Source organism: Paraburkholderia sp. GAS82 (assembly GCF_050436285.1).
Lineage (GTDB): Bacteria > Pseudomonadota > Gammaproteobacteria > Burkholderiales > Burkholderiaceae > Paraburkholderia > Paraburkholderia phenazinium_B.
This window is the reverse complement of the sequence record NZ_JBNDLX010000001.1, coordinates 619,012-639,098: the sequence shown is the minus strand read 5'-3', so window position 1 is coordinate 639,098 and position 20,087 is coordinate 619,012. Positions and strand designations below refer to the sequence as shown.

At 56.3% G+C, this 20,087-nt stretch carries 11 protein-coding genes; 6 read left to right on the top strand and 5 right to left on the bottom strand.

Annotated features, from left to right (window positions below; genetic code table 11):
• The first annotated feature begins 87 nt into the window (after positions 1-87).
• Positions 88-762: an ImmA/IrrE family metallo-endopeptidase gene (locus tag P3T17_RS02805; protein WP_429404575.1), complete on the top strand. Its 675-nt coding sequence runs from the start codon at positions 88-90 to the stop codon at positions 760-762.
• A 106-nt stretch (positions 763-868) separates the two neighbouring features.
• Here the strand turns inward: P3T17_RS02805 and P3T17_RS02800 are convergent, their stop codons facing one another.
• Positions 869-1,378, bottom strand: coding sequence for an antirestriction protein ArdA (locus P3T17_RS02800; protein ID WP_429404573.1), 510 nt, complete (start codon positions 1,376-1,378; stop codon positions 869-871).
• Between the two features lie 797 nt (positions 1,379-2,175).
• Here P3T17_RS02800 and P3T17_RS02795 point away from each other — a divergent pair.
• Genes P3T17_RS02795 through P3T17_RS02775 form a run of 5 tightly spaced genes read left to right on the top strand, consistent with a single transcriptional unit; the run spans position 2,176 to position 12,102 of the window.
• The gene (locus tag P3T17_RS02795; RefSeq protein ID WP_429404571.1) at positions 2,176-4,932 is read left to right on the top strand and encodes a sigma-70 family RNA polymerase sigma factor; all 2,757 of its coding nucleotides are present in this window, start codon (positions 2,176-2,178) and stop codon (positions 4,930-4,932) included.
• Positions 4,929-6,434, top strand: coding sequence for an ATP-binding protein (locus tag P3T17_RS02790; protein ID WP_429405485.1), 1,506 nt, complete (start codon positions 4,929-4,931; stop codon positions 6,432-6,434). The genes P3T17_RS02795 and P3T17_RS02790 overlap by 4 nt, the downstream gene beginning before the upstream one ends.
• 19 nt (positions 6,435-6,453) lie before the next feature.
• Positions 6,454-9,333, top strand: a complete 2,880-nt coding sequence (locus P3T17_RS02785; RefSeq protein WP_429404569.1) for a Z1 domain-containing protein — start codon at positions 6,454-6,456, stop codon at positions 9,331-9,333.
• Entirely contained in the window at positions 9,317-10,321 is a 1,005-nt protein-coding gene (locus P3T17_RS02780; protein ID WP_429404567.1) for a PD-(D/E)XK motif protein, read from the top strand. The genes P3T17_RS02785 and P3T17_RS02780 overlap by 17 nt, the downstream gene beginning before the upstream one ends.
• Before the next feature lie 2 nt (positions 10,322-10,323).
• Positions 10,324-12,102: an AIPR family protein gene (locus P3T17_RS02775; protein ID WP_429404565.1), complete on the top strand. Its 1,779-nt coding sequence runs from the start codon at positions 10,324-10,326 to the stop codon at positions 12,100-12,102.
• 298 nt (positions 12,103-12,400) lie between these two features.
• Here the strand turns inward: P3T17_RS02775 and P3T17_RS02770 are convergent, their stop codons facing one another.
• From P3T17_RS02770 to P3T17_RS02755, 4 genes are all read right to left on the bottom strand, one after another.
• The gene (locus P3T17_RS02770) at positions 12,401-13,822 is read right to left on the bottom strand and encodes a hypothetical protein (protein WP_429404563.1); all 1,422 of its coding nucleotides are present in this window, start codon (positions 13,820-13,822) and stop codon (positions 12,401-12,403) included.
• A 172-nt stretch (positions 13,823-13,994) separates the two neighbouring features.
• Entirely contained in the window at positions 13,995-15,989 is a 1,995-nt protein-coding gene (locus P3T17_RS02765; RefSeq protein WP_429404562.1) for an ATP-binding protein, read from the bottom strand.
• Between the two features lie 13 nt (positions 15,990-16,002).
• A complete protein-coding gene (locus P3T17_RS02760; RefSeq protein WP_429404561.1) occupies positions 16,003-19,284 on the bottom strand; it encodes a TrlF family AAA-like ATPase in 3,282 nt (1,093 codons plus the stop codon).
• A 93-nt stretch (positions 19,285-19,377) separates the two neighbouring features.
• Positions 19,378-19,917, bottom strand: coding sequence for a hypothetical protein (locus P3T17_RS02755; protein WP_429404559.1), 540 nt, complete (start codon positions 19,915-19,917; stop codon positions 19,378-19,380).
• Positions 19,918-20,087: the final 170 nt, after the last annotated feature.

Genomic DNA, 20,087 nt, shown 5'->3' with positions numbered 1-20,087 from the left:
AAACACAAGATATAGATCAATAAAACTTGAAATACACCAAGTATGGTATAGAGTGAAAGGTAACCACACCCCACATAAGGTCATGTCATGGACCGCAAAAAAATCGAACAGGAGGCACGCCGCCTCCAATACGAGATTTGGCATAAGCGCAAACTCCTCTTCCCATTGGGTGAGCCCTCGCCTGTCGGCATGTGCAAGCCGGATGTCGCAGCGCGCGTGCTTGACCTCGAAATCGACTACCGAGACGATTTGGGAACGTTTCGCGCCGGTCCGTCGGCATACACCATCGCGGGAATGCTCGATCGAGGCCGCGGGATCATCTCGTTGTCGACGCGCTTCACCGATCAGGCGATGCGGTTCACGGGCGCGCACGAAATCGGCCATTTTTTGTTGCACCCCGGCGAGCATTTTCATCGCGACCGACCGGTCTCCGAAGACGGGCACGGTCGCTCTGTTCGCGAGCAAGAGGCGGATTACTTCGCGGCATGCTTCTTGGCGTCGAAGCGTCTTATTGAGGAAGCGTTCGCGCCGCGATTCGGCAAAGCGCCCCTCGTCCTCGACGACAATGTGGCGTTTTACCTGAGAGGGGCGAAGGCGCATGAGTTGATGCGCGCGTCGACCGGCTCGCTTGATTTCGCCGCCGCAGTGGCCGGCGCGCGGTCCTTTGCCGGCACCCCGTTTCCGTCGCTCGCGGAAAAGTTTGGCTTGTCCATTAGCGCGATGGCGATTCGCCTGCAAGAGCTGGGGCTCGTCGTTTCGTAGTCGGTCCTTGTGTCGGCTTCCCCTACGCGAAAGGCGACCCGCGGTCTCGGGCCGCCTGTCTGAATTTTTCGGAATCCAACCGGCAAATGGTTGGATCAGCAAAAGGTTAAAGGTCGTTGGCGTTCAGGACGGTGTAAGTGGCGCCAGAAAACTCGATCTCCGCGAAGTCCCCGTTGAGTTCGCAGTCACGGGCGTAGGCCTCGCAATCAATATACATGCGCACACCTTGAGGAAGCGTCGGATACAGTTCGTCGAATTGGTCGGTCGCCGCATCGATCAGTGAGCCATCAAAAAGCTGAACGTCGTCGATATTCTCCAACGCGTCCGCCAGGGATTGCCCGAGATTTGCCACCAAGAAAAACAAAGCTGCCTTCTCACCCGTGCGGAGCTCTTCGATGGAATCGAACCAGACTTCAAGATCTGACTGAGCGATGCGCAATGCATCAGCGAGCTGAGCGTCTTCCGTGTCGCCGTCAATGAACTGAATCTCAAACTCTTCAACCGGATTTCCAAACGAGTCGGCGCATCCCTCGCTGAGGCTCAGATACTGCTCGTGCGATTCGAAATAAAAGCCCGTGACGCTGAGGTTGTAAGGGCAAGCATAAAAGGTGGTCATATAAGCTCCGGCGTTTGTGTGAAGGTGATGCTCTCGGCCGGAAGCTCTTCGCCCCTCCTCCCCCTCAGGGAGGAGGCGGGGGTGGTGGGGCAAGACGCAAAAGAGAAAATGCAAAAACCGGCGTTTGCCGGCTTTTTCGGTTGATGCCCACGTCAGGTCTCTTCGCAAGAAATGAGAGACCTGACGTGGGGATTTGAAAAAGACGCACGTCGTGTTATCGGAAGGGGGCTGCGTCGTGGTTTCGCCGTTTCAGCTGCCTTGCGAAAAGGCAGTCGGCGTGAATGGTCCTAGCGCAGCGACGGAACGGGCGCGACGGTTGCCGGCGAGGCGGTCGCCCAATTGCGGCGCCGGAACACGGTGCTGCTTTCAGTTGCGCAACGCAAAAAGGCAGCGAGCGTGAACGGCCCAAGCGCAGCGCCGGGGCTGGCGCGATCGTTGCCGGCGTTGCGCAAATCAGCGCTGTTTTCGCTCTCGATTACTAAATCGGTAGACGGAGTAAAAGCTTGCGCCACACATAAATGGACAGACGAGCAAACCATTGGAATATACCCACCCACTTGGCGGGGAAATGGCGTGCTTAATTTTCCTAAAGCAGGGCTTTATTGGCGGAACTATTGCGGTAGAATTTCCTTCCACAACAGCTATTAAAACGGTTTTACGCAAAAAAGTCCGCCTGCTACAAGAATCTGTGTGGACGGAAAAAGGGCCGCATTGCTTTCCGCATAATCAGACCTGTCGGTTTGATTTGGAAGGTGAGCTATTGAGAGACCATCCGCCTCGGCAAGTGCGAGGGAACCGTGAACGTCGCGGAACAAAAAACAGAAACCAAGCTTGGCAGGCTGTTCAAGATCGCAATTGTCGCTGGCGTTGAGACTGCCGTTAAGCTTCACATAAATCGGGGAGACGCGCTGAATTCGAGGGATGAGCGCGGATTCACACCATTGATGATCGCGGCGGCCCTTGGCCGTGCATCAATCTGCGAGCTTCTGCTTTCGGCAGGGGCCGACACGACCCTTGTAGATCCGAGCGGCCGAGACGCATTGGCGATAGCCAACGAACGTGGCTCCGCCGACGTCGTTGCGCTTTTGGCCTCAACATCGACGCCCCAATCGTCCGTGAACTGTTTGGCACCGAGCGAAACGCCCGATGCGGCCTTCCGGCCCCAAGTTTCTCTCAACGGCCCGGTTGCGCAACCGCCAGAAAATTCCGTCGACCCTGAACCCGCGTATAACTCGCATTTAGCTCTGGACTCAGGCCCGGTCCCCCAGGTCGATCACCGCCGCGACAATTTATCCGATGGCATCACAAACTCGGGAGCCGACCAAACGGTTAACGGCGATATCGGCAATCCGAGCAACGAATTTGATTGGGGTGATTTCGATATTCATGGCTGGACCGCAGAAATCGATGCTCCGCCCCCTGAGGGCGACACGAGCATCGCAAACGACGCCGAGATCCTTCGAAGTTCGATGTCCGAACACAAGGCAATCGACACATTTGAAAGCTGGGCCGATCTCGACGTGGATCTTCCGGAAAGCGCCAGACCTCCGCGGATAGCTGAAAGCGACCTCCGCCCCATACGCCTTCATTCTCTATTACGTCAAGGATTGCGCGACGGGAGCGTTCCAGAGCGCATGTTGCTGGAAGCCTGCGATCAAGCTGATGGAACGCCAGACTCCTCTTTCGAAGGAATTGTCCGCATAGCATTGGCCGACATAGGGGTTCAAATCGATGAGCGGGCCGCGATCGGTGCGGCCGACGCCATCGCTCCCTCCGACCCAGATGCTCCCCAAGAAGACGAGCTAGCCGAGGCCTTGGACTTTATCGAGGATCTATCAGGCACAAGAAATTCTCCGATGCGCGGATATGCCCGCGATGTCGGAAGCGCGCGCTACGGCAGCACTCGTCTTCTTACTGCGGAGCAGGAAATTGCCCTTGGCAGGGAGATGGAGGAGTCGATCGGATCGGCTTTGGACGCGTTGGCCGTTTGGCCCAACGGAATAGCCAGCCTCTTGCGCGCAGCGGAACGCATACGAACCGGCGAAATTCATATCGAAATAGATGAGGCGGCACAGGACCCCGACTCCACCGCCCTCTCCCCCGACAACATCGGCGGCGTTCAGATCGAAGATTGGGCTGACGCGGACGATTCGGATTCGGACGAATCCCGATCAGTCACCGAACTAAAATTCGAGAGGAATTTGGCGGCGATTGCCGATGCGTTCAATGAATATCGCGGACATGCTCGCATGGGCATTGTGATGCGAGAAGCGCTTGCGAACGCATCGTTGCCCATACCCCTTCTGCAATCTATCCTTGGCAACGCAAACTCGGCGCAACCGTCTGAGGCCGGAAGGTTGTTTGCGTCGAGCATGGAGCGGCATTCGCAGGCGAAGCAACGAATGATCGTCTCGAACCTTAGACTGGCGATGTCCATTGCGAAACGATACAACGGACAAGGGCTGCCTTATGAGGATCTCGTCCAAGAAGGCAATATCGGATTGATAAAGGCCGTCGACCGTTATAAGTGGCATCTCGGATTTAGGTTCTCCACCTATGCTACTTGGTGGATTCGCCAATCCATCACGCGTGCGATCGCCGACACCGGATTTACCATCAGAATCCCCGTTCATCGGCGGGAGACGCTAGCAAAAGCGATGCGCATTTCGGACGAAACGGAGCAGGCGACTGGCAAAAAAACATCTCCCTCGGATCTCGCCAAGCTTCTTTCAACATCAATCGAAAAAGCCAGCGAATGGACGCAAATTGCAAACGCTCCAAGCAGCTTAGACGAGGTGTTGGAGAGCGATGCGGAATCGTTGGCGGAATTCATTCACGACGAGGCAGCAGAGAAGGCTCTCCTCAGAATTGATCTCGCCCACTTGCGCAGAAGCCTTGATTCGATGCTCGACGAGCTCGATTCTAAGCAGGCCACCGTTCTTCGGCTCCGCCATGGCTGGGATGATGGGGAACCCAAAACCCTAGATGAGGTAGGCAAGTTATTTGGCGTTACTCGTGAACGCATACGCCAAATCGAAACAAAAGCGATGACGAAGCTGACTCACCCGAGGCGCAAGGAGGTCTTGGCGACATGGGGCGGCAAGGTCTTCTCAAAGGCGAACCCAATCCAGCAAACAGCAACATCATCGCAGCACGAATCGACCTCGGCAGACATCCCATCGCCCGACGATTTGACTTCTCCAGAAGAGACCCACCAAGGGGCTTTAGGTGAGCTCCGACCAGGCGAGGTCGAACCCGAAACCATTAACACCGCCGATCTCTTCGCGGAAATCAAGCCATACGCACAGGCCGATGCATTCACCCCGACGCCGGCTGCTCCCAGTTATTCAGATACTCGGACGGACAACGACTTGAATATTGGAATGAGGCTTGCCAAGGCACACGGCCTCTCGATCACTGACGATAGAGTTGAAGGCGGCGGGAGGGTTTGGATCAACGCCGAAGCGATTTCTGGCGCGAGAAATCGCAAACTCGCCAGAGCGCTCATTGCCTTGGGTTTCCAGCACATGCCGGGAAGAGGTTTTTGGCGATGAACGAAAAAATACGACAAGCGCCACCCAGAGCGACCGCAATGCTTGAGGCGCTGCGCGGGCTCGGCTATTCAACTGCGGCAGCGTTGGCTGATCTCATAGACAACAGCATATCGGCCGGCGCTCGCGAGGTAGACATCGTTTTTTCTTGGCGTGATTCCAAGAGCTGCGTGTATGTTCTGGACAACGGTTGCGGCATGAACGACGCCCAACTAGAAAGCGCGATGCGTCTCGGCGAGAAGAACCCACTCGCCGCCCGCGCAACAACGGACCTTGGTCGCTTCGGAATGGGTCTCAAGACTGCGTCCTTCTCTCAATGTCGGAGGTTGACTGTTGCCTCGAGACGAGATGAACACACGCATTGCCTTCGCTGGGATCTCGATGCCCTAGCCTCAAGACATGACGATGGATGGTTCATGTTTGAAGGTCCGGCTGATGATTCCGAAGACGTGTTTTCGCTACTTGAAGAAAAAGCATCTGGGACACTGGTGCTGTGGGAAGTGTTGGACCGGATTGTCACAGCCGGTTACAAAAGCGAGGATTTCCTCGACCTTATGGACCGAGTCGAGAGCCACCTTGCCATGGTGTTTCACCGATTCATCGAGGAACCGAAACCCAAGATGCGACTGTCCATCAATGCGCGACGAATCTCGCCTTGGGATCCGTTCATGCTCGGACATCCTGCGAAGCCTTGGAACTCTCCGATCGCTCGTCAAAATTCGCTCGGGGGGAAAGTCGAGGTGGAATGCCACGTTCTTCCGCATAAAGATCGGCTAAGCCAAAGCGAATTCGACGAAGCGAGTGGCCCAGAGGGCTGGACAGCCCAACAAGGATTCTATGTGTATCGAAATGAACGCCTGTTGGTGGCCGGCGGATGGCTCGGACTGGGACAAGGGAGGTCTTGGAACAAGGAGGAGTCGCACAGGCTGGCCAGAATTCGGCTCGACATTCCAAACTCTGCCGACGCTCTTTGGAAGATCGATATACGCAAGTCGATCGCGCGTCCGCCGGTTTCCCTCAAACCGTGGCTCACCCAACTCGCGGAAGACACGAGAGTGCGTGCCCGCAAAGTCTTTGCATTCCGTGGCAGCCCAACCCCTCGACTTGGCGGAACCGCCGTCGAGCATGCGTGGCGCTCAGACTGGACAAAGTCGGGGACTCACTATCGGATCGACGATCAACACCCTGCGATCAAAACCGTGCTCGACTCAGCCGGGGCGCTTTTGCCGCTCGTCAAAGCGATGCTGAGAGTGATCGAGGAGACGGTCCCCGTTCAGCGAATCTGGCTCGACACCGCGGAGAACAAGGACACCCCGAAAACACAGTTCTTAGATCAACCCCCGGCCAATGTCATGGAAGTGCTGCAAGTCTTGTTTGAAGACATGGTCAGCCGAAAGGGCCTCACAGCAGAAAGCGCGAAACGGCTCCTGTCCAACATGGAGCCGTTCCATAATTATCCGTCCCTAGTCGAGGCGCTGCGTCTCGACGAATTGCCATCCGCTTAAAGAAGGCCAAGGAGAAGGCGTGCCACTCACAAAGGAAAACCTGCAAAGCGTCATCACGATCGCCCAAACGGTGCTCGGGCGGATGCCGGACAAATCCAAGGTAACAACCGCCCTGATAGCGGAGAAAGTCGCGATGGCAGCGGCCCTCATTTCACCAGAGGGCCTTGATGAAATGGACGAACGCGCGGCCTCGGACGAGCTTGTTCGCCGATTTAGCTCCTGGATCGGACAGGACTCTACCCTTCAGAACCAAGATGGGCATATCGCATGGCTCGACGCTTCGCGCCAGAAAGACTGGCGTTACTGGCAACGGTATCGAGAGTGGTCTGAGCGAAAAATGTCCACCGCCGCAGTCGACGCCCTCGACCGTTCCACCAATCTAATATTGAGCAACCTGGAAGATCCCAAGCGAACGGGAGCATGGGATCGTCGGGGCTTAGTGGTTGGGCACGTTCAATCCGGAAAAACCGGCAACTACACTGGCCTGGTTTGCAAGGCGGCCGATGCGGGATACAAGATCATCATCGTTCTTGCGGGCTTGCACAACAATCTTCGAACTCAAACTCAAATTCGACTCGAAGAGGGGTTCTTGGGGTATGAGACATCTGGACTTCGAGAAATGGGCCGGATCATCGGCGTCGGCGAAATCGATAGCGACGCGAAGATGCAGCCCAACTGCGCCACCCTCCGCTCCGACAACGGTGATTTCAACACCAAGCTGTCCAATCATCTCGCGATTTCGCCCGAAGAACGGCCATGGCTCTTCGTCGTGAAGAAAAACAAAACTGTTCTTGAGCGCCTCCTCAAATGGATTAAAAATCGCGTGGCGGACGCAACGGACTCGACCGGCAGAAAGTTCGTTTCAAACCTGCCGCTCTTGCTCATCGACGACGAGGCTGATCATGCGTCCGTCGATACAGGAGAACAGCTCTTTGATGCAGAAGGCATGCCAGACGAGGACCACCAGCCTAAGGCCATCAACAGCCGTATTCGAAAAATACTTCACTCCTTCGCCAAATCGGCCTATGTCGGATACACGGCCACTCCCTTCGCCAACATTTTCATCCATCGGCGAAGCGAGACGCTAGACGAAGGCCTTGATATTTTCCCGTCAGCTTTTATCACCAATCTCGCCGCCCCATCGAATTACATTGGGCCAGCAAGGGTGTTCGGTTTGCGCAGCACCGATGGCCGGTCCGGCGGCCTCCCGCTAACAGGCTCTATCGACGACCACGTCGACAAGAGCGGGGCAGGTTGGATGCCCATAAAGCACAAAAAAGAACACGTGCCAATGCATGACGGGCGCGATTCCGTTCCACCATCTTTGATTAAGGCCGTCCATGCGTTTATATTGGCCTGCGCCGGTCGAGCATGCAGAGGGCAACGGGGCGAGCATTCATCCATGCTCATTCACGTGACGCGCTATACCAATGTTCAATACGAGGTGTATCAGCAAGTCCAAGGATTGATTGGCCGGATGGCACAACGCGTGAAACGACAAATCGATCATGAAGAGCTTCTGTCCGATCTGCGCGAGCTTTGGGAAACGGATTTCGTTCGAAAGAGCATCGAGATCCAAGACCGCGCACCTGATCTCATGGGGTCTTCGACGATAGCGACGTGGGATGAGATCTTGCCCGAGATTCCGAACGTCCTTAACGACATTGACGTGCGAATGATAAACGGAACGGCAAAAGATGCGCTTGACTACTCCGAACAGGAAGGCGTCGGCCTCAAAGTGATCGCAATCGGTGGAGACAAGTTGGCCCGCGGTCTAACGCTCGAGGGCCTTTGCACCAGCTATTTTGTTCGAACGACAAAAATGTATGACACGCTCATGCAAATGGGGCGGTGGTTCGGATACCGCCCCGGCTATGTCGATCTTTGCAGGCTCTACACGACGACGGATTTAATCGAATGGTTCGAGCACATAGCGGACGCTTCTGAGGAATTGCGCGAAGAGTTTGACGCGATGGCAGCAAGCGGCGGAACGCCTCGAGACTACGGCCTGAAAGTTCAGTCGCATTCGGTGCTAATGGTGACGTCGCCGCTGAAGATGCGATCAGCGAAGAGCCTTCAACTCTCGTTTAGCGGACAGCTTTTAGAGACGGTTGCACTCCATAGCGCCACGAGCGCTCTTGATCGAAATCTCGCGGCGACGAACACTCTAATTCGAGAAATGGGCGCGCCGACCGAGGTATCCCCTAGGCGAACCCGGAACGGCGCGCCAACAGAATGGACTGGGAGTTTCGTTTGGACTGACGTGCGAGGTGAAAACGTTGCAGACTTCTTTTCTTCCTACTCGACTCATCCCCTGGCGCGCAAAGTAAACAGCTCAATGCTGGCGGACTTCATCAAGTCGATGAATAGCGAAGGCGAATTGACATCTTGGACAGTGGTTCTTGTCAGCGGTGGCGACGGAGCGTCCTATACCTTCGATAACGGGATTCGCGTCGAACACATGTTGAAACGAACCGCTGATCGGGACAAAAACGATCACTATTCCATCGGCCGCCTTCTTTCCCCTCGGGATGAAGCCATAGATTTGCACGAACCCGAATGGCGCGCGGCACTAGACATCACTCTACGGGCATGGAAACCCGATCCGGCGCGCCAAAAAGATGGCTCACCGCCTAAAAAGCCTGAAATTCCAAGCGGCGTCGCCGTTCGGCAAGTGCGCGGCATGGGCGCACCCGGCGTGGCAAAACCGGCGCCGGAAAGAGGCCTTCTTCTGCTCTACCCGCTAGATCCAACGAAGGCGGAAGCTGACCTATTCGACGGATGGACGGCGCCTGTGATCGCGTTTGGCGCAAGCTTCCCCAGCAGCAATTCCGGACAAAAGGTTGAATATAAGGTGGACCATCTGATTTGGGAGCAGGAATATGGCGCGGCCGACTAAGGAATTTATCGACGCTTGGCGCGCGCTATCAGGGCTTTCGGGCACCAGTGGGTGGCGGACCTTTCCGGTTGCTCCTGCGGGAGCCTGCGAACTGCGAGCAGGCCGGCACGCTCCAGGCGACGAGGAAGCGCTTCTCGCAAGCTTCACCGCCGCCACGATTCCACCACCTACGATGCTGCCCCGCGGGCAGGGGTTCTCCGTGGACAGAATCGAACAGGCAGGGGCAGTTCAAGGCTGGTTAGCTCTCTCACGGCAATCCTCCGGCAGCCAAGAATTGTTTGCGATGATGGTAGCCGACGTGGCCGGCGTGATGGATGCGAACGCCGCCCGATCTGAGGAAGAATTGCTGCGAGCCTTTTTGGCGCGAGTGCGTGGATGGCAAGAGTTCATGAAGTCTGGCTTCCAGGCGTTGGCACCTGAAGCCGAGACAGGCCTCGTCGGCGAATTGATGTTCTTGCGCGCAGTCATTGCTAGCGGGGTGCATGCAACATTCGCGGTCGACGCGTGGGTTGGTCCGTTGGATGCCCCGCAAGACTTTGTATTGGGAACTGGCGCTATTGAGGTCAAGTCAACTTTAGCCGCCGCAGGATTTCGCGCGAAGATCGGCTCTCTCGAACAGCTAGACGACTCGTTCAGAACTCCGATATTTATGGCCGCGACACGTCTGCGTGAATCTCAAAACGGACTCACGTTGCCGGAGATTGCCGCTGAAATCAAAAACCAAGTCGCCCACGACCTCTCTGCGTCCAACACGTTAACGGACAGGCTTTTGGCGGCGGGTTACATCGACGCACACGCCGATCGCTACACCAGACGCTTTGCCTTGGCTGATTTACGCATCTTTGAAGTCACCGCGGGCTTCCCGCGTATTACAACGGGTTCGGCGCCAACCGGAATCTTGCGAGCAACCTATGAAATTGATCTCGAGCACGCGCCAGGCCCACCGATCATGCTGATCGACACAATGCGAAAACTTGGAGTGCAATAAGCATGGACCTGAACGAATTCCTGACAGAGACTCAGCGTGAGGTCCGAGCCCAACTCGAAGACGGGGGTCTTTTCGACGAGATGGTGTTCGCCGAAGTGGTCATGCAGCACATGTCGGAGATCGGCATGACGTTTGAACCAGTTGTGTGCCATTACCAAGGGCGCGCCGATCGGGCAGTTTTGAGGCTGAGCGGCTACGCAATCTCAGACGACGCCGACCAGTTAGATCTTTTTGTGAGCATGTATGAAGGGGTGAACGAGATTACCCCCGTGCCAGACAGCGAAACGCTTCTCGCGCTGAAACAATGCTTAGCGTTCTTGGCACGGAGCGCCGATGGGAAGATGGCCTCTGACCTAGACGACTCGTCCGACGTGAAATCGTTGGCGCTCACCATCCAGAGCATCTATAACAGCTTGGAGCAGGTGCGGGTTTTCGTTCTCACTGACAAGCTGGCCAAATCAAAGAGCTTCCAAACTCGCGAAATCGCTGGAAAAGCGGTCCGGCTCGAAGTGATGGATATCGAGCGCCTCTACCGTCATTGGTCGGAGGGAAAGCCGCGCGACGAGCTGGTTGTCGATTTTCGGGAAGTATCAGGAGCGCCAATTCCTTGCGTCTACATTCCGGGTGGCGACGACGGTGAGTATGACTATGCTCTCACCGCGATCCCCGGAGATGCGCTTCGTTTCATCTATGAGCGCTTCGGCGCGCGCCTTCTAGAGGCTAACGTCCGGTCGTTCCTTAGCGTAAAGCGGCTCGGAGTAAATGCTGGCATCCAGAGCACGCTCAAGAACTCTCCCGAGCGTTTCATGGCCTTCAACAATGGGATCGTGCTGGTGGCGGACGAAATCCGGCTGGAACGGGGGCAGGATGGCGCGCCGGGAATTGCCTGGCTCAAAGGCATGCAAATCGTCAACGGTGGCCAAACAACCGCATCGATCTACTTCACAAAGCGCAAATATGCTGAGACGGATCTCTCGGCCGTAAGAGTCGCCGCGAAGATCATCGTCATGCGGGCACGGGATTCGACCACTGAAGAAGCGTTGGTCTCCGACATTTCACGATTTGCGAATAGCCAGAATGCGGTAAAGCAATCCGACCTTTCGGCTAACAAGCCATTCCATGTGGAGGTCGAGAAGCTCTCGTTGAGCGTCTACTGCCCAGATGGCGTGAGTCGTTGGTTCTACGAGCGCGCAACGGGTAGCTACAACACCCTACTGGTTAGAGAAGGCAATACGCCAGCAAGGTTAAGGCAGCTCAAAGAAGCTATCCCAGCGGCTAGAAAGATCACGAAAACCGATTTGGCGAAGTTCATAAATTCGTGGGATCTGCATCCTGATTGGGTGAGCATGGGATCACAGAAAAATTTTGACCGATTTATGTCCACACTAACTGTCAATGAAGGAGGGGTTGCGCCGCCCTTGCCCGACGTCGTCGCCTTCAAAACGATGATAGCGAAAGCGATTATCTTCAAGGCGACACAGAAGATGGTTCGGCCAATGTTCCAAGCATTTCAAGCGAACGTTACCACCTACGTGATATCGGTATTTTCAGCGCAGCTTGGAGATTGCGTCGACTTTGAACGAATCTGGGCTCGCCAAGCGATATCGGACGAAATGCTCGGCCAAATGGCGATATGGGCCAAGGAAGTCAACGCCGAGCTTCATCGAACCGCCGGAGGCAAAATGATATCTGAATGGGCCAAACGGCCCGAGTGCAAACAGGCGATCTTGGAGGCGCGCTATTCAACCGCGTCAACCAACATCCCCGAATGCGCGAACTAAACGAAAGCTTTGCGCATGCTTTGCTCTCTCTCAACCCACTCCACAATTCATGCAGCCCCTTGTCCGAGGCTGCATGAATTTAACTAGGGCCGTTGCTGTCGCGTGAGGTTTTCGAGACGATCGACCTTGGCCCGAGGCTCACCGGACCTGCTGCCTCGGTAGCCGTCTCTCGGCGATGTAAGCCTCCGCTTCGCCGACTCCGCAAGCGAACCAGCGGGGCTCTTTCGCGGCAGTCCTTGCGAACGCAGGAAGAGTCGGATGTCCCGCTGGCGGCGGCACGATAAAGCCCTTCGACTTGTTAGAGCTGAATGATTTTTGCTCGCTTGCCAGGGTAACGTGGTTTCGGCGGCATGCGAGTTCGACGCCGCGCCTCGACGTCATCTGGATCGGTGGGCACTTTTGACTCCACGGCTAGCACAATGCCCTTTTTCCCCTTCATCGCGTCCTTGATGAACGGAATTAAAATCCTCGCTTGCAGCGCGGACGTGCCCACCCAGCCTCGGGACACAAGATGGGTAAAGGTGCTTGGCGTGAGGTAGCGGCGACCTAGTGTCTCCGGGTAGAGTATCTTCCCGCCCTTCTCCCCCCTCGTCCGTGGATCGAGAGCCAGTCGTTTCCAATAATCAAGCGTCACGTAGGCGCCGGGCACATGGCCTTTCTCATCGTGCTCCAAAAGACGAGTGCAGAATTTTAGGAAAAAGGGATCTGGGCAAAACCGGTAGCCATCGCAAGTTTCGTCGACATCGACCTTCGCAAGCTCAGCCGCGGCACGGTCCATTCGAGCAATCTCTTTGTCGAGTTGGGCATCAGGGCGGTAGCCATCCTTTCCGTCCTCGCCTTCGAACATTTTGTATTGGACAAAGACAACCGCTCCGAGAGTTTCGTTGACGTAGATAAGGTCCACCCCGAGTTGCTTTTCCAGGTCCATCTTGTTTGCCAGAACAATAGTCAGCTTAGTGTCGCCATTTTCAAACGTGCGAGCGGGATACTGCTGCGACTTGACATAGTTCCAATCTCGATCGCCTTTCTCAAGATCGCGCAGAATGAGAACGTCCTCCATTGCGCGCATGCTGCGATCGTCGTCAAAAATCGACGTGGTGTCGGTCAGATTCGCACCGTTGAGCTGGGCAGCAGCCTTCAATCGCTCCTTGGGAATTCCTGCGATTTCCAGGGCCGTCATGGCGGCGTCGCGTTGGTAGGCCCAGTTCATCCGCGCGTTGATGGGGCCGGTCGCTGGCGGCGGTTGTTTGCGACTAATAAGTCCGCTTGCGATTTTGTGCGCCGATGAATCGACGCGTTTCAGCGCATCCATCATTTGCTCGAACGCTTTAGCCGAAATAGTCCCTCCGGCATCAAGCGCTCTGCGCGCACGCCAGATCTGCGCTCCTTCTAGCTTCCTTTTGATTGCAGAAATGCGAACGGGAGCCTTGAGGGAGGTAAGGTTCCAAATATCCAATTTGTCGCGACCTGATTCTGCGGCATAGTAGACAACGCTTCTTGCTACGTGCGACAGCGAACGCCCGTCCGTGCTGACAAAACAGAGCATCCATTTTCGACGGAGCGCCACCGAGATTTCCGGTATGCCCTGACTGCATATCTCTCGTGTTTGAAGAGCGTCTTCAAGCTCATTTAAGCGGTCCGCTTTGACATGAAGAAGGAAACCTATCTCCGGTATCCAGAGCGCCCTCGCTGGCGGGTATTGGTCTTCAATTGGAGGCATGAAGGTTTCCTCAAAATTTTTAAGCTGAACGGGTCCGATTGCTATGTTGGAAAGATAGCCGACCGAGACGACATTAGGTGTTCTCGCGATAGCAAGCCACGCCAAACAAGAATGTGGCTGCGGCTAAACAGATGTGCGGGAATATGGCATCGATGAACAGCGTCGCCGATCATCACGCTTCGCTGGGAGTTTCGGCCCCTTCATTTAACTGAGGTGATGGAAGAGCTAGCGTCGCTTGGCTGACTGTGCCCATGACGCGCGCTGTCAATTCGGCGCCAGAAACGTCCTCGTAGCGAGTCGGAATCTTCTCTTTCAGCCTGAAAAGACGCTTGTGGGCCGTCCGGGTTAACTGTCCGTAGCTTGTGGCGATAACTCGGCCGCGCACAACCCCATCCTCTTTGATTTCCTTCTCGCGAGCGGTTTTGTCGGCAACTTCGTGCCCCACGACGAAGGCCCGGAACATCGGCGTCCCGTCGATGGCGCCGCTTCCGAGGAAGTCCTGCACGTATCCATCCGCTTGGTTAACCTCTTCTCGCCCGATCGTCGATTGGCCTTTTTTGAGCTCGATAATCAGCACATCTCTAATGCGCGAAAGGTTGCCATCCGAGCCATCAAACGTCTCCGTCCCAACCACAGAAAGCGTCGCGTCAGCTAGACCGACAATATCCGGCCGCTTTCGTGCATTCTTGAACGCCGCGGCGTCGACTCGTTTTTCGAAAATTTTCTCGGTCGCCGTCTTGAGAGATACGTTGGACACGTATTCGCTACTGTCAAATTCGGGACCAAAAATCCAACGAGCCTGCGTAACGAGCGGGTGGAGAGTATGGAGTTCGTCTGTCGCCGGATCGCCGCTAAGTTTCTCGATTGCCACGACAACAGCGAGCCTATGGTCTATCTCGTCGAGAACGGACAAAGCGTCTTGGACGCTCCATTGACCGAGCAGGCGATCAAGCCCTTCGATGTCTGCCTCGTCAAGCTTGGTGAGCTTTTCAAGCAACGCCGCCCCGCCCCTCGCTCGCTCGAGGTTAATCACGGCTTGAACGGCCGCCGCGAGCGTGTCTGGGCGAATCGTGGGGGCTGCCCTGACGAGTTCCTGCGTGAACCCCGCGACCTCAATCCGCCCCAGAGGGGTCAGCTCTTTGAATTGCTCGCGTTTGCGAATCAACACCTCTTCGGAGCTCTCGTCGATCATGGTCACGGAAAGCTTGAATAGCATCTCTTGGGCGTATTCTCGGACCTCGTGAAACAGCGCATCCGCGTGCGCACCCGATTTGAAGCGCGACCAGTCTGGCTCAACCTCCGATATCCACTCGTCTTCAGCCTTGACCACGATGGAGTAACGCCGCGCGAAGCGCGCGCGGCGGTCGGTAACAGCCTCGTTGCCGACGACCCAACTCGGCGTCCCCACCAAACGGCCATTCACCCAAAAAGCGACGCCTTGGTAAAGGGTTGATTTTCCGCTCCGTGTCGAATCGACGACGAACGCCTCCGCTGAGCCACAACCCGGAATCTCCAAATCACGACGCTCGATCAGGCCGCTCTGGTCAGCCAACGACACCGACTGCCCGTTGACGCGCACGACAAACTGCGGGTCGTGCAGAAACCTCGCCGAGAGAATCTGCCGGATAGCATCGGGGTCCGGGAGGTGCCGAGCCACTGAGACAGACAAGATGGTGCCACTGCCCTGCCGGATGAAAGACGCTTCACTCTCGATACGGAATGGGTTTTTCCTGCTCTGCGTTCCGATCTCGAACGTGCAGCCCCTCCCCCCGCGCCACGTCTCCACCGAATAGAAATCCCCGAAGCAAAGCAGTCCGTGACGCCCCACTCCGTTGCGGCCATAAGCCCTGCGTCTTAGATCCTTGCGTTCTGGCGGGAACTCAACATCTTCGCCCTGGTTCTTCACGCGATCGTATCCAAGCGTCATCCAACGCGCTTTGAACTGTGCTGGCGTCAGCCCGTGGCCGTTGTCCCTCACAACCAAGTTCGCGTCTTTGGCCAGCGGGATAGCGATGTCCACTTGCGAGGCCCCGGCATCCCACGCATTGGCGACAAGCTCCGTTAGCGCTACCTCGGGGTCGCGGGCAATGCGGCCCAGCGTCCTGACGAGATAGTCCTCCTCGAAGAGGGAGCCAAAGCCTTGTTTTTGCTTTGCGGATCGAGTCATGGGGGGCGGCTCCTCAAAGGCCATATTTAACGCGGCGATTCTTGAAGGCTGGCTCAGTCCCTTCGAGAATCTGAACCACCTTGGCTCGGATCGTTGGATTCTCAATGCCGCCAGAGTCGTATGTAAAGCGACTCTCCGCTTTGTTGCACTGTGCGTAGATGATCTGCTCCGCGTCGCACACTACAGCTAGATTGGGGTTGTGGGTGACCATGATCACCTGCCGACGCTCCTTGGCTGCCTTAATGCACTTAACCAGAATCCGATAGATCGTCTGATTGTCCAAGTTCTCTTCGGGTTGGTCGATGACGATGGGAATGTCATCCTTGTCAACCAGCAAGTAGAAAACCAACAGCAGCAGCCCTCTCTCGCCGGGAGAGAGTTGGCCAATCTCCTGATTGTCGTAGGTTAACGAATAGCGCGGAGAAAGGTAAGCGAGTCCGTATAGATAGTCTAGGAGTTCTTGGGCTTCGACTCCCCGGCGCAACTGATCCGCCAAGCGTGTTTCGCGCCCTTGTTGGTCTCGTCGGTCATAGCGAAGCATGTCATCAATTTTTTCGGCGAACACAACCGCATCGTCAGCAGTGACGAAGCTCGCCTCCCTCAACAAAACGCGCATAAGCTGATTGCTGTCATCGACCCCTGAGAAAGAGCCTCGTGACTGGCGGTTGATGCGCTCAAGAAAGTGATCTTGGAACCCAGACTCCTCGATCCTGACCTCGAAATCTAGCGGCAGAGACATGTCCATCTTCTCTGCCGATTTCACAAAAGCTTGCACGGGCTCGTAGAGGCGCTTGTATTCGTCGCCGGTCGCGACGATATGCTCGTGGATCCTCTTGGTTAGTTCGATTCGGTCGGCGCGCAGCCCTGCCAGTCTATTGGGAAGCGCGTTTAACCCTTCCAGCTCCGCCTCGAACCAAGCGATGCTGTTGACCTTGTCCTTGCTGCCGACGAGATCGACCTTGGCTCTTTCCCACTCGGCTAGCGCCTCCTTATAACGGATGAACAACCGCTGCTTCTCATCCAGTTTGCCCTTTGTCGCCACGATCGAAGTCTCGACGCCTTCCCTGCGCTTCATCAGGCTGCCGGGTTCGGAGCTCTGAAGCTGGGCGTCAATGTCGAGAATTTCATTGCCAACCGCCGTGGCGATATTGTCGATCGGCGCAGATTCAATCCGAAGCTCGACCAAATCCTCCGCCTTAACCCCAGAGTCCAGCTCGTCGAGCAGCGGCTGCAACTCCGACACAAACAGCTCGTGCGTCTTGCGGTGGTTCGAGAGAGCTTGAACAATTCGCTTCGACACAGCTTGCTTCTTCGCCGCCAGACTCTTGCGCTCGCGAAGCGTCGCCTCTTCCTTGCTGATCTCTTGCGCTTGCTGTTCAAGCGTTTGAATCAACGCCGCCGCCTGCTGTGATTCCACCTGTGCCGTCGCGGAAGCGCCGGGATCTTCAACCTCCGCCGGCTTTGCCCCCTCCAACGCCACGAGCTCGGCCTTCTTGGCGGCGAGCTGCTCCTCCAGCCCAACCTTGAACTCCTGCGTTAGTCGTTTCTGCGTCAGAAGAATTTCAGCATTGATTTTGGAAATTTCAGTAAGAACGCTTTGCCGCGCCGTGTTGATTTCCGCAACCTTGAAGTCGAGCAACTCGTCCATCGATGCTTTGCCAAGCTGATCCTCTTCGGGGACGTGGGAGTAGATGATCTTCCGCAGCTCAGTGTCGAATGTCGATGACCCGCCCCCTCCAAGCTCGTTGCAAAGGGTTTCGAGGTAGCTTTGCGGCAGATACTTCACGCGCTCCACGCTGCTCGCCTGGGGGTCCTCATCAAGATCCCGCTTGGATTGGTTCCCGTCCTGCCAAACTAGGGTTCCGACGAAGTGCTGCGCCAAACGCCCTTTTGGGTTGCGAAACCTGTTGTCGTTGAGAAACGAAAAACCGCCGTGGTTCTTGGTGTCGCCGACCAGCGCAATGATGTCAGAAAGCGCGCTCTTTCCGCTTCCCTTGTTGCCGATGATGGCCACCAAGTCGGCGTTCAACGGCAGATCGACATCGAACCATGTGTCGGTTAGGGTCGAGCCCGGCTTCTTGCCAATGCGGATGGCCGAAGCGTATTTCGTCCGATTTCTTTCGACTAACTGCCGCTTGGGTGGGGTGTCGCCCACATAAACCCGATCATCGAACTCGTAAATCGCCTGAGCAAGACCAGAGAAAGTGGCATCTGCCTTGATCCAAGTGAAGCAATTGCCGATCCTGTCTTTGTGTTCGGTGTTGCGCAGATGGTGGGCATCGGAGCAATCCAGCAGAGCCGCCTTTACCCCTGACTCTCGCAGCTTATTCCGGCCTTTCAGATATGCCTCGGGATTCTCCGCAGCCGTGAACACAAGATCGGCCTCGTTGATGACGCTCTTCTTCTCCGCGATTGTATGGTCGTCCCACTTGAGGTTCTCCCATTCGGTCTTGCCGATGGCGAGGAGATGGCGATCGGCCAAAAGCGGTTTGGACAGGGCCAATTTCACGCGCTCAAAACTCACGTTTAGATTGTTGAACCCCTCTTTCAACGGTGACCCAAAAGCATCCCGTTTGTCGGCGGGAACCGAATCAATGATCGCCTGACCCAACGCGGCAAGATTCTCAGGGGTGATGACCCCGCCCCACGTTCCACCAGCAGCCTCGGCGTCCGCAATGAGCTTGTAGTCGGGGCTGATCGCGCTCAGAAATTGCTCACGGATCAGGGCTGGTTCGACTTGATCGAAAATAACATGCAGATTGATACGGCTCCACCCCGATTGAGTAAAACCACCTTTCCCCTCCTTGACCACGCCGCCGAATTTGTCGAGCCGGAGCTCAACGACAGGCAGGATCAAATCCAGATTTTTCAGCCGGCCGCCTTCACGCTTTGCTTTAAGCACTCGCTCATAGCCGTCGACGAACAGGTAATCGTTGATGCCGATAACCTTAAAATCAGCCGGCAGCGCTTCGAGATCGGAGAAAAAGGCTTCCCACGCCTCCTCTAGCTTTCCGGGGTAGTTGTTGACTATTGACGCGGGAGTGTGGACGTGGAGATCCCACTTCTTCCATGTCGATCCGATTCTCTCATTGGACATGCTCGGCCCCATATTTTTATGTTCTCGGCTTCCTCGAGCGCACTGTTCCGCGTCCGAATCCGCCTCAGCGGCGCCCCTCGTGGCGCACGCTCCGACTCGATCGGTGGGCGCACAGCCAGCCGCCGGCCTTTCTTGTTCGGCAATAAATGTAACACGATGAAGTGCTGCCATCGCATCGCCAGCCTGAACTTTGAACATGATTGGCCGAGGCGCCTTGGGGCAGAAAACCATGCTTCTTGGATATTCATTCTCGCAGGGTCCGCCGCGCGCCTGAGTGCTGCAACCCGGACGCTATGTCGCGCGCTCCTGCTCGGGCGGCTCAACGCGATAGCCGGCGTAGATTAGAACCCGCGCGCACAATGCAATGAAGGCCTCGACGGAGAGATCGTTTTTTGCGTCGTTCGTGCGCCAGGCGCATATCTTGAATGACGCCGAGCTCGCCGACGCCTCGACGTGATCAACTGTGGGCAGCAACGCGAAGCCCGCCTTGTAATGATGCCGGCCCTCTTGGGACTCGGTGTTCGCGTAGGTCGAGATGAGACGCCAATCGAGTGGTTCGCCGGTGTAATCGTCTAGGCCGCCGCTCGCCATCACGGCCGCGTGGATGGCGTCACGATATTGCGCGCCAGTGGCGAGCATGCCCCTCTTCCGGTCGCGGTTCACGTGCGCCTGCGCCTTGCGCAAGAGCCAACGCACGTAAAGATCCTCGGACACCACACCGTCGAGAAATGGTGGCAGTTGCCGTTTGCGGCGAACTCGTCGGATCGGCGAAGGATCGCCAACGCCTAGCGTGGCAACGGCGGGAGTAAGTGTTGCAGTCGCGTCGCTCATGCGCGCTCCTTACTGCCGACCGACACGCCCTCAACCCACCAAGCGCGATGTGGCGATGCGGCGGGGCTACCGCGATTGCCTAGCAGATGATTGTCGATTGACATGGTCTCGAATGCTCTCTTTTCTTCCCTGGTTGTTTTATGTTCTCGGCGAGGGCGGAGCGCCACTGC

Bases quoted from the DNA above. Each gene is read 5' to 3' on its own strand.
- P3T17_RS02770 (WP_429404563.1), bottom strand. From the start codon at position 13,822: ATGCCTCCAATTGAAGACCAATACCCGCCAGCGAGGGCGCTCTGGATA.
- P3T17_RS02805 (WP_429404575.1), top strand. From the start codon at position 88: ATGGACCGCAAAAAAATCGAACAGGAGGCACGCCGCCTCCAATACGAG.
- P3T17_RS02755 (WP_429404559.1), bottom strand. From the start codon at position 19,917: ATGAGCGACGCGACTGCAACACTTACTCCCGCCGTTGCCACGCTAGGC.
- P3T17_RS02760 (WP_429404561.1), bottom strand. From the start codon at position 19,284: ATGTTCAAAGTTCAGGCTGGCGATGCGATGGCAGCACTTCATCGTGTT.
- P3T17_RS02790 (WP_429405485.1), top strand. From the start codon at position 4,929: ATGAACGAAAAAATACGACAAGCGCCACCCAGAGCGACCGCAATGCTT.
- P3T17_RS02780 (WP_429404567.1), top strand. From the start codon at position 9,317: ATGGCGCGGCCGACTAAGGAATTTATCGACGCTTGGCGCGCGCTATCA.
- P3T17_RS02800 (WP_429404573.1), bottom strand. From the start codon at position 1,378: ATGACCACCTTTTATGCTTGCCCTTACAACCTCAGCGTCACGGGCTTT.
- P3T17_RS02765 (WP_429404562.1), bottom strand. From the start codon at position 15,989: ATGACTCGATCCGCAAAGCAAAAACAAGGCTTTGGCTCCCTCTTCGAG.
- P3T17_RS02775 (WP_429404565.1), top strand. From the start codon at position 10,324: ATGGACCTGAACGAATTCCTGACAGAGACTCAGCGTGAGGTCCGAGCC.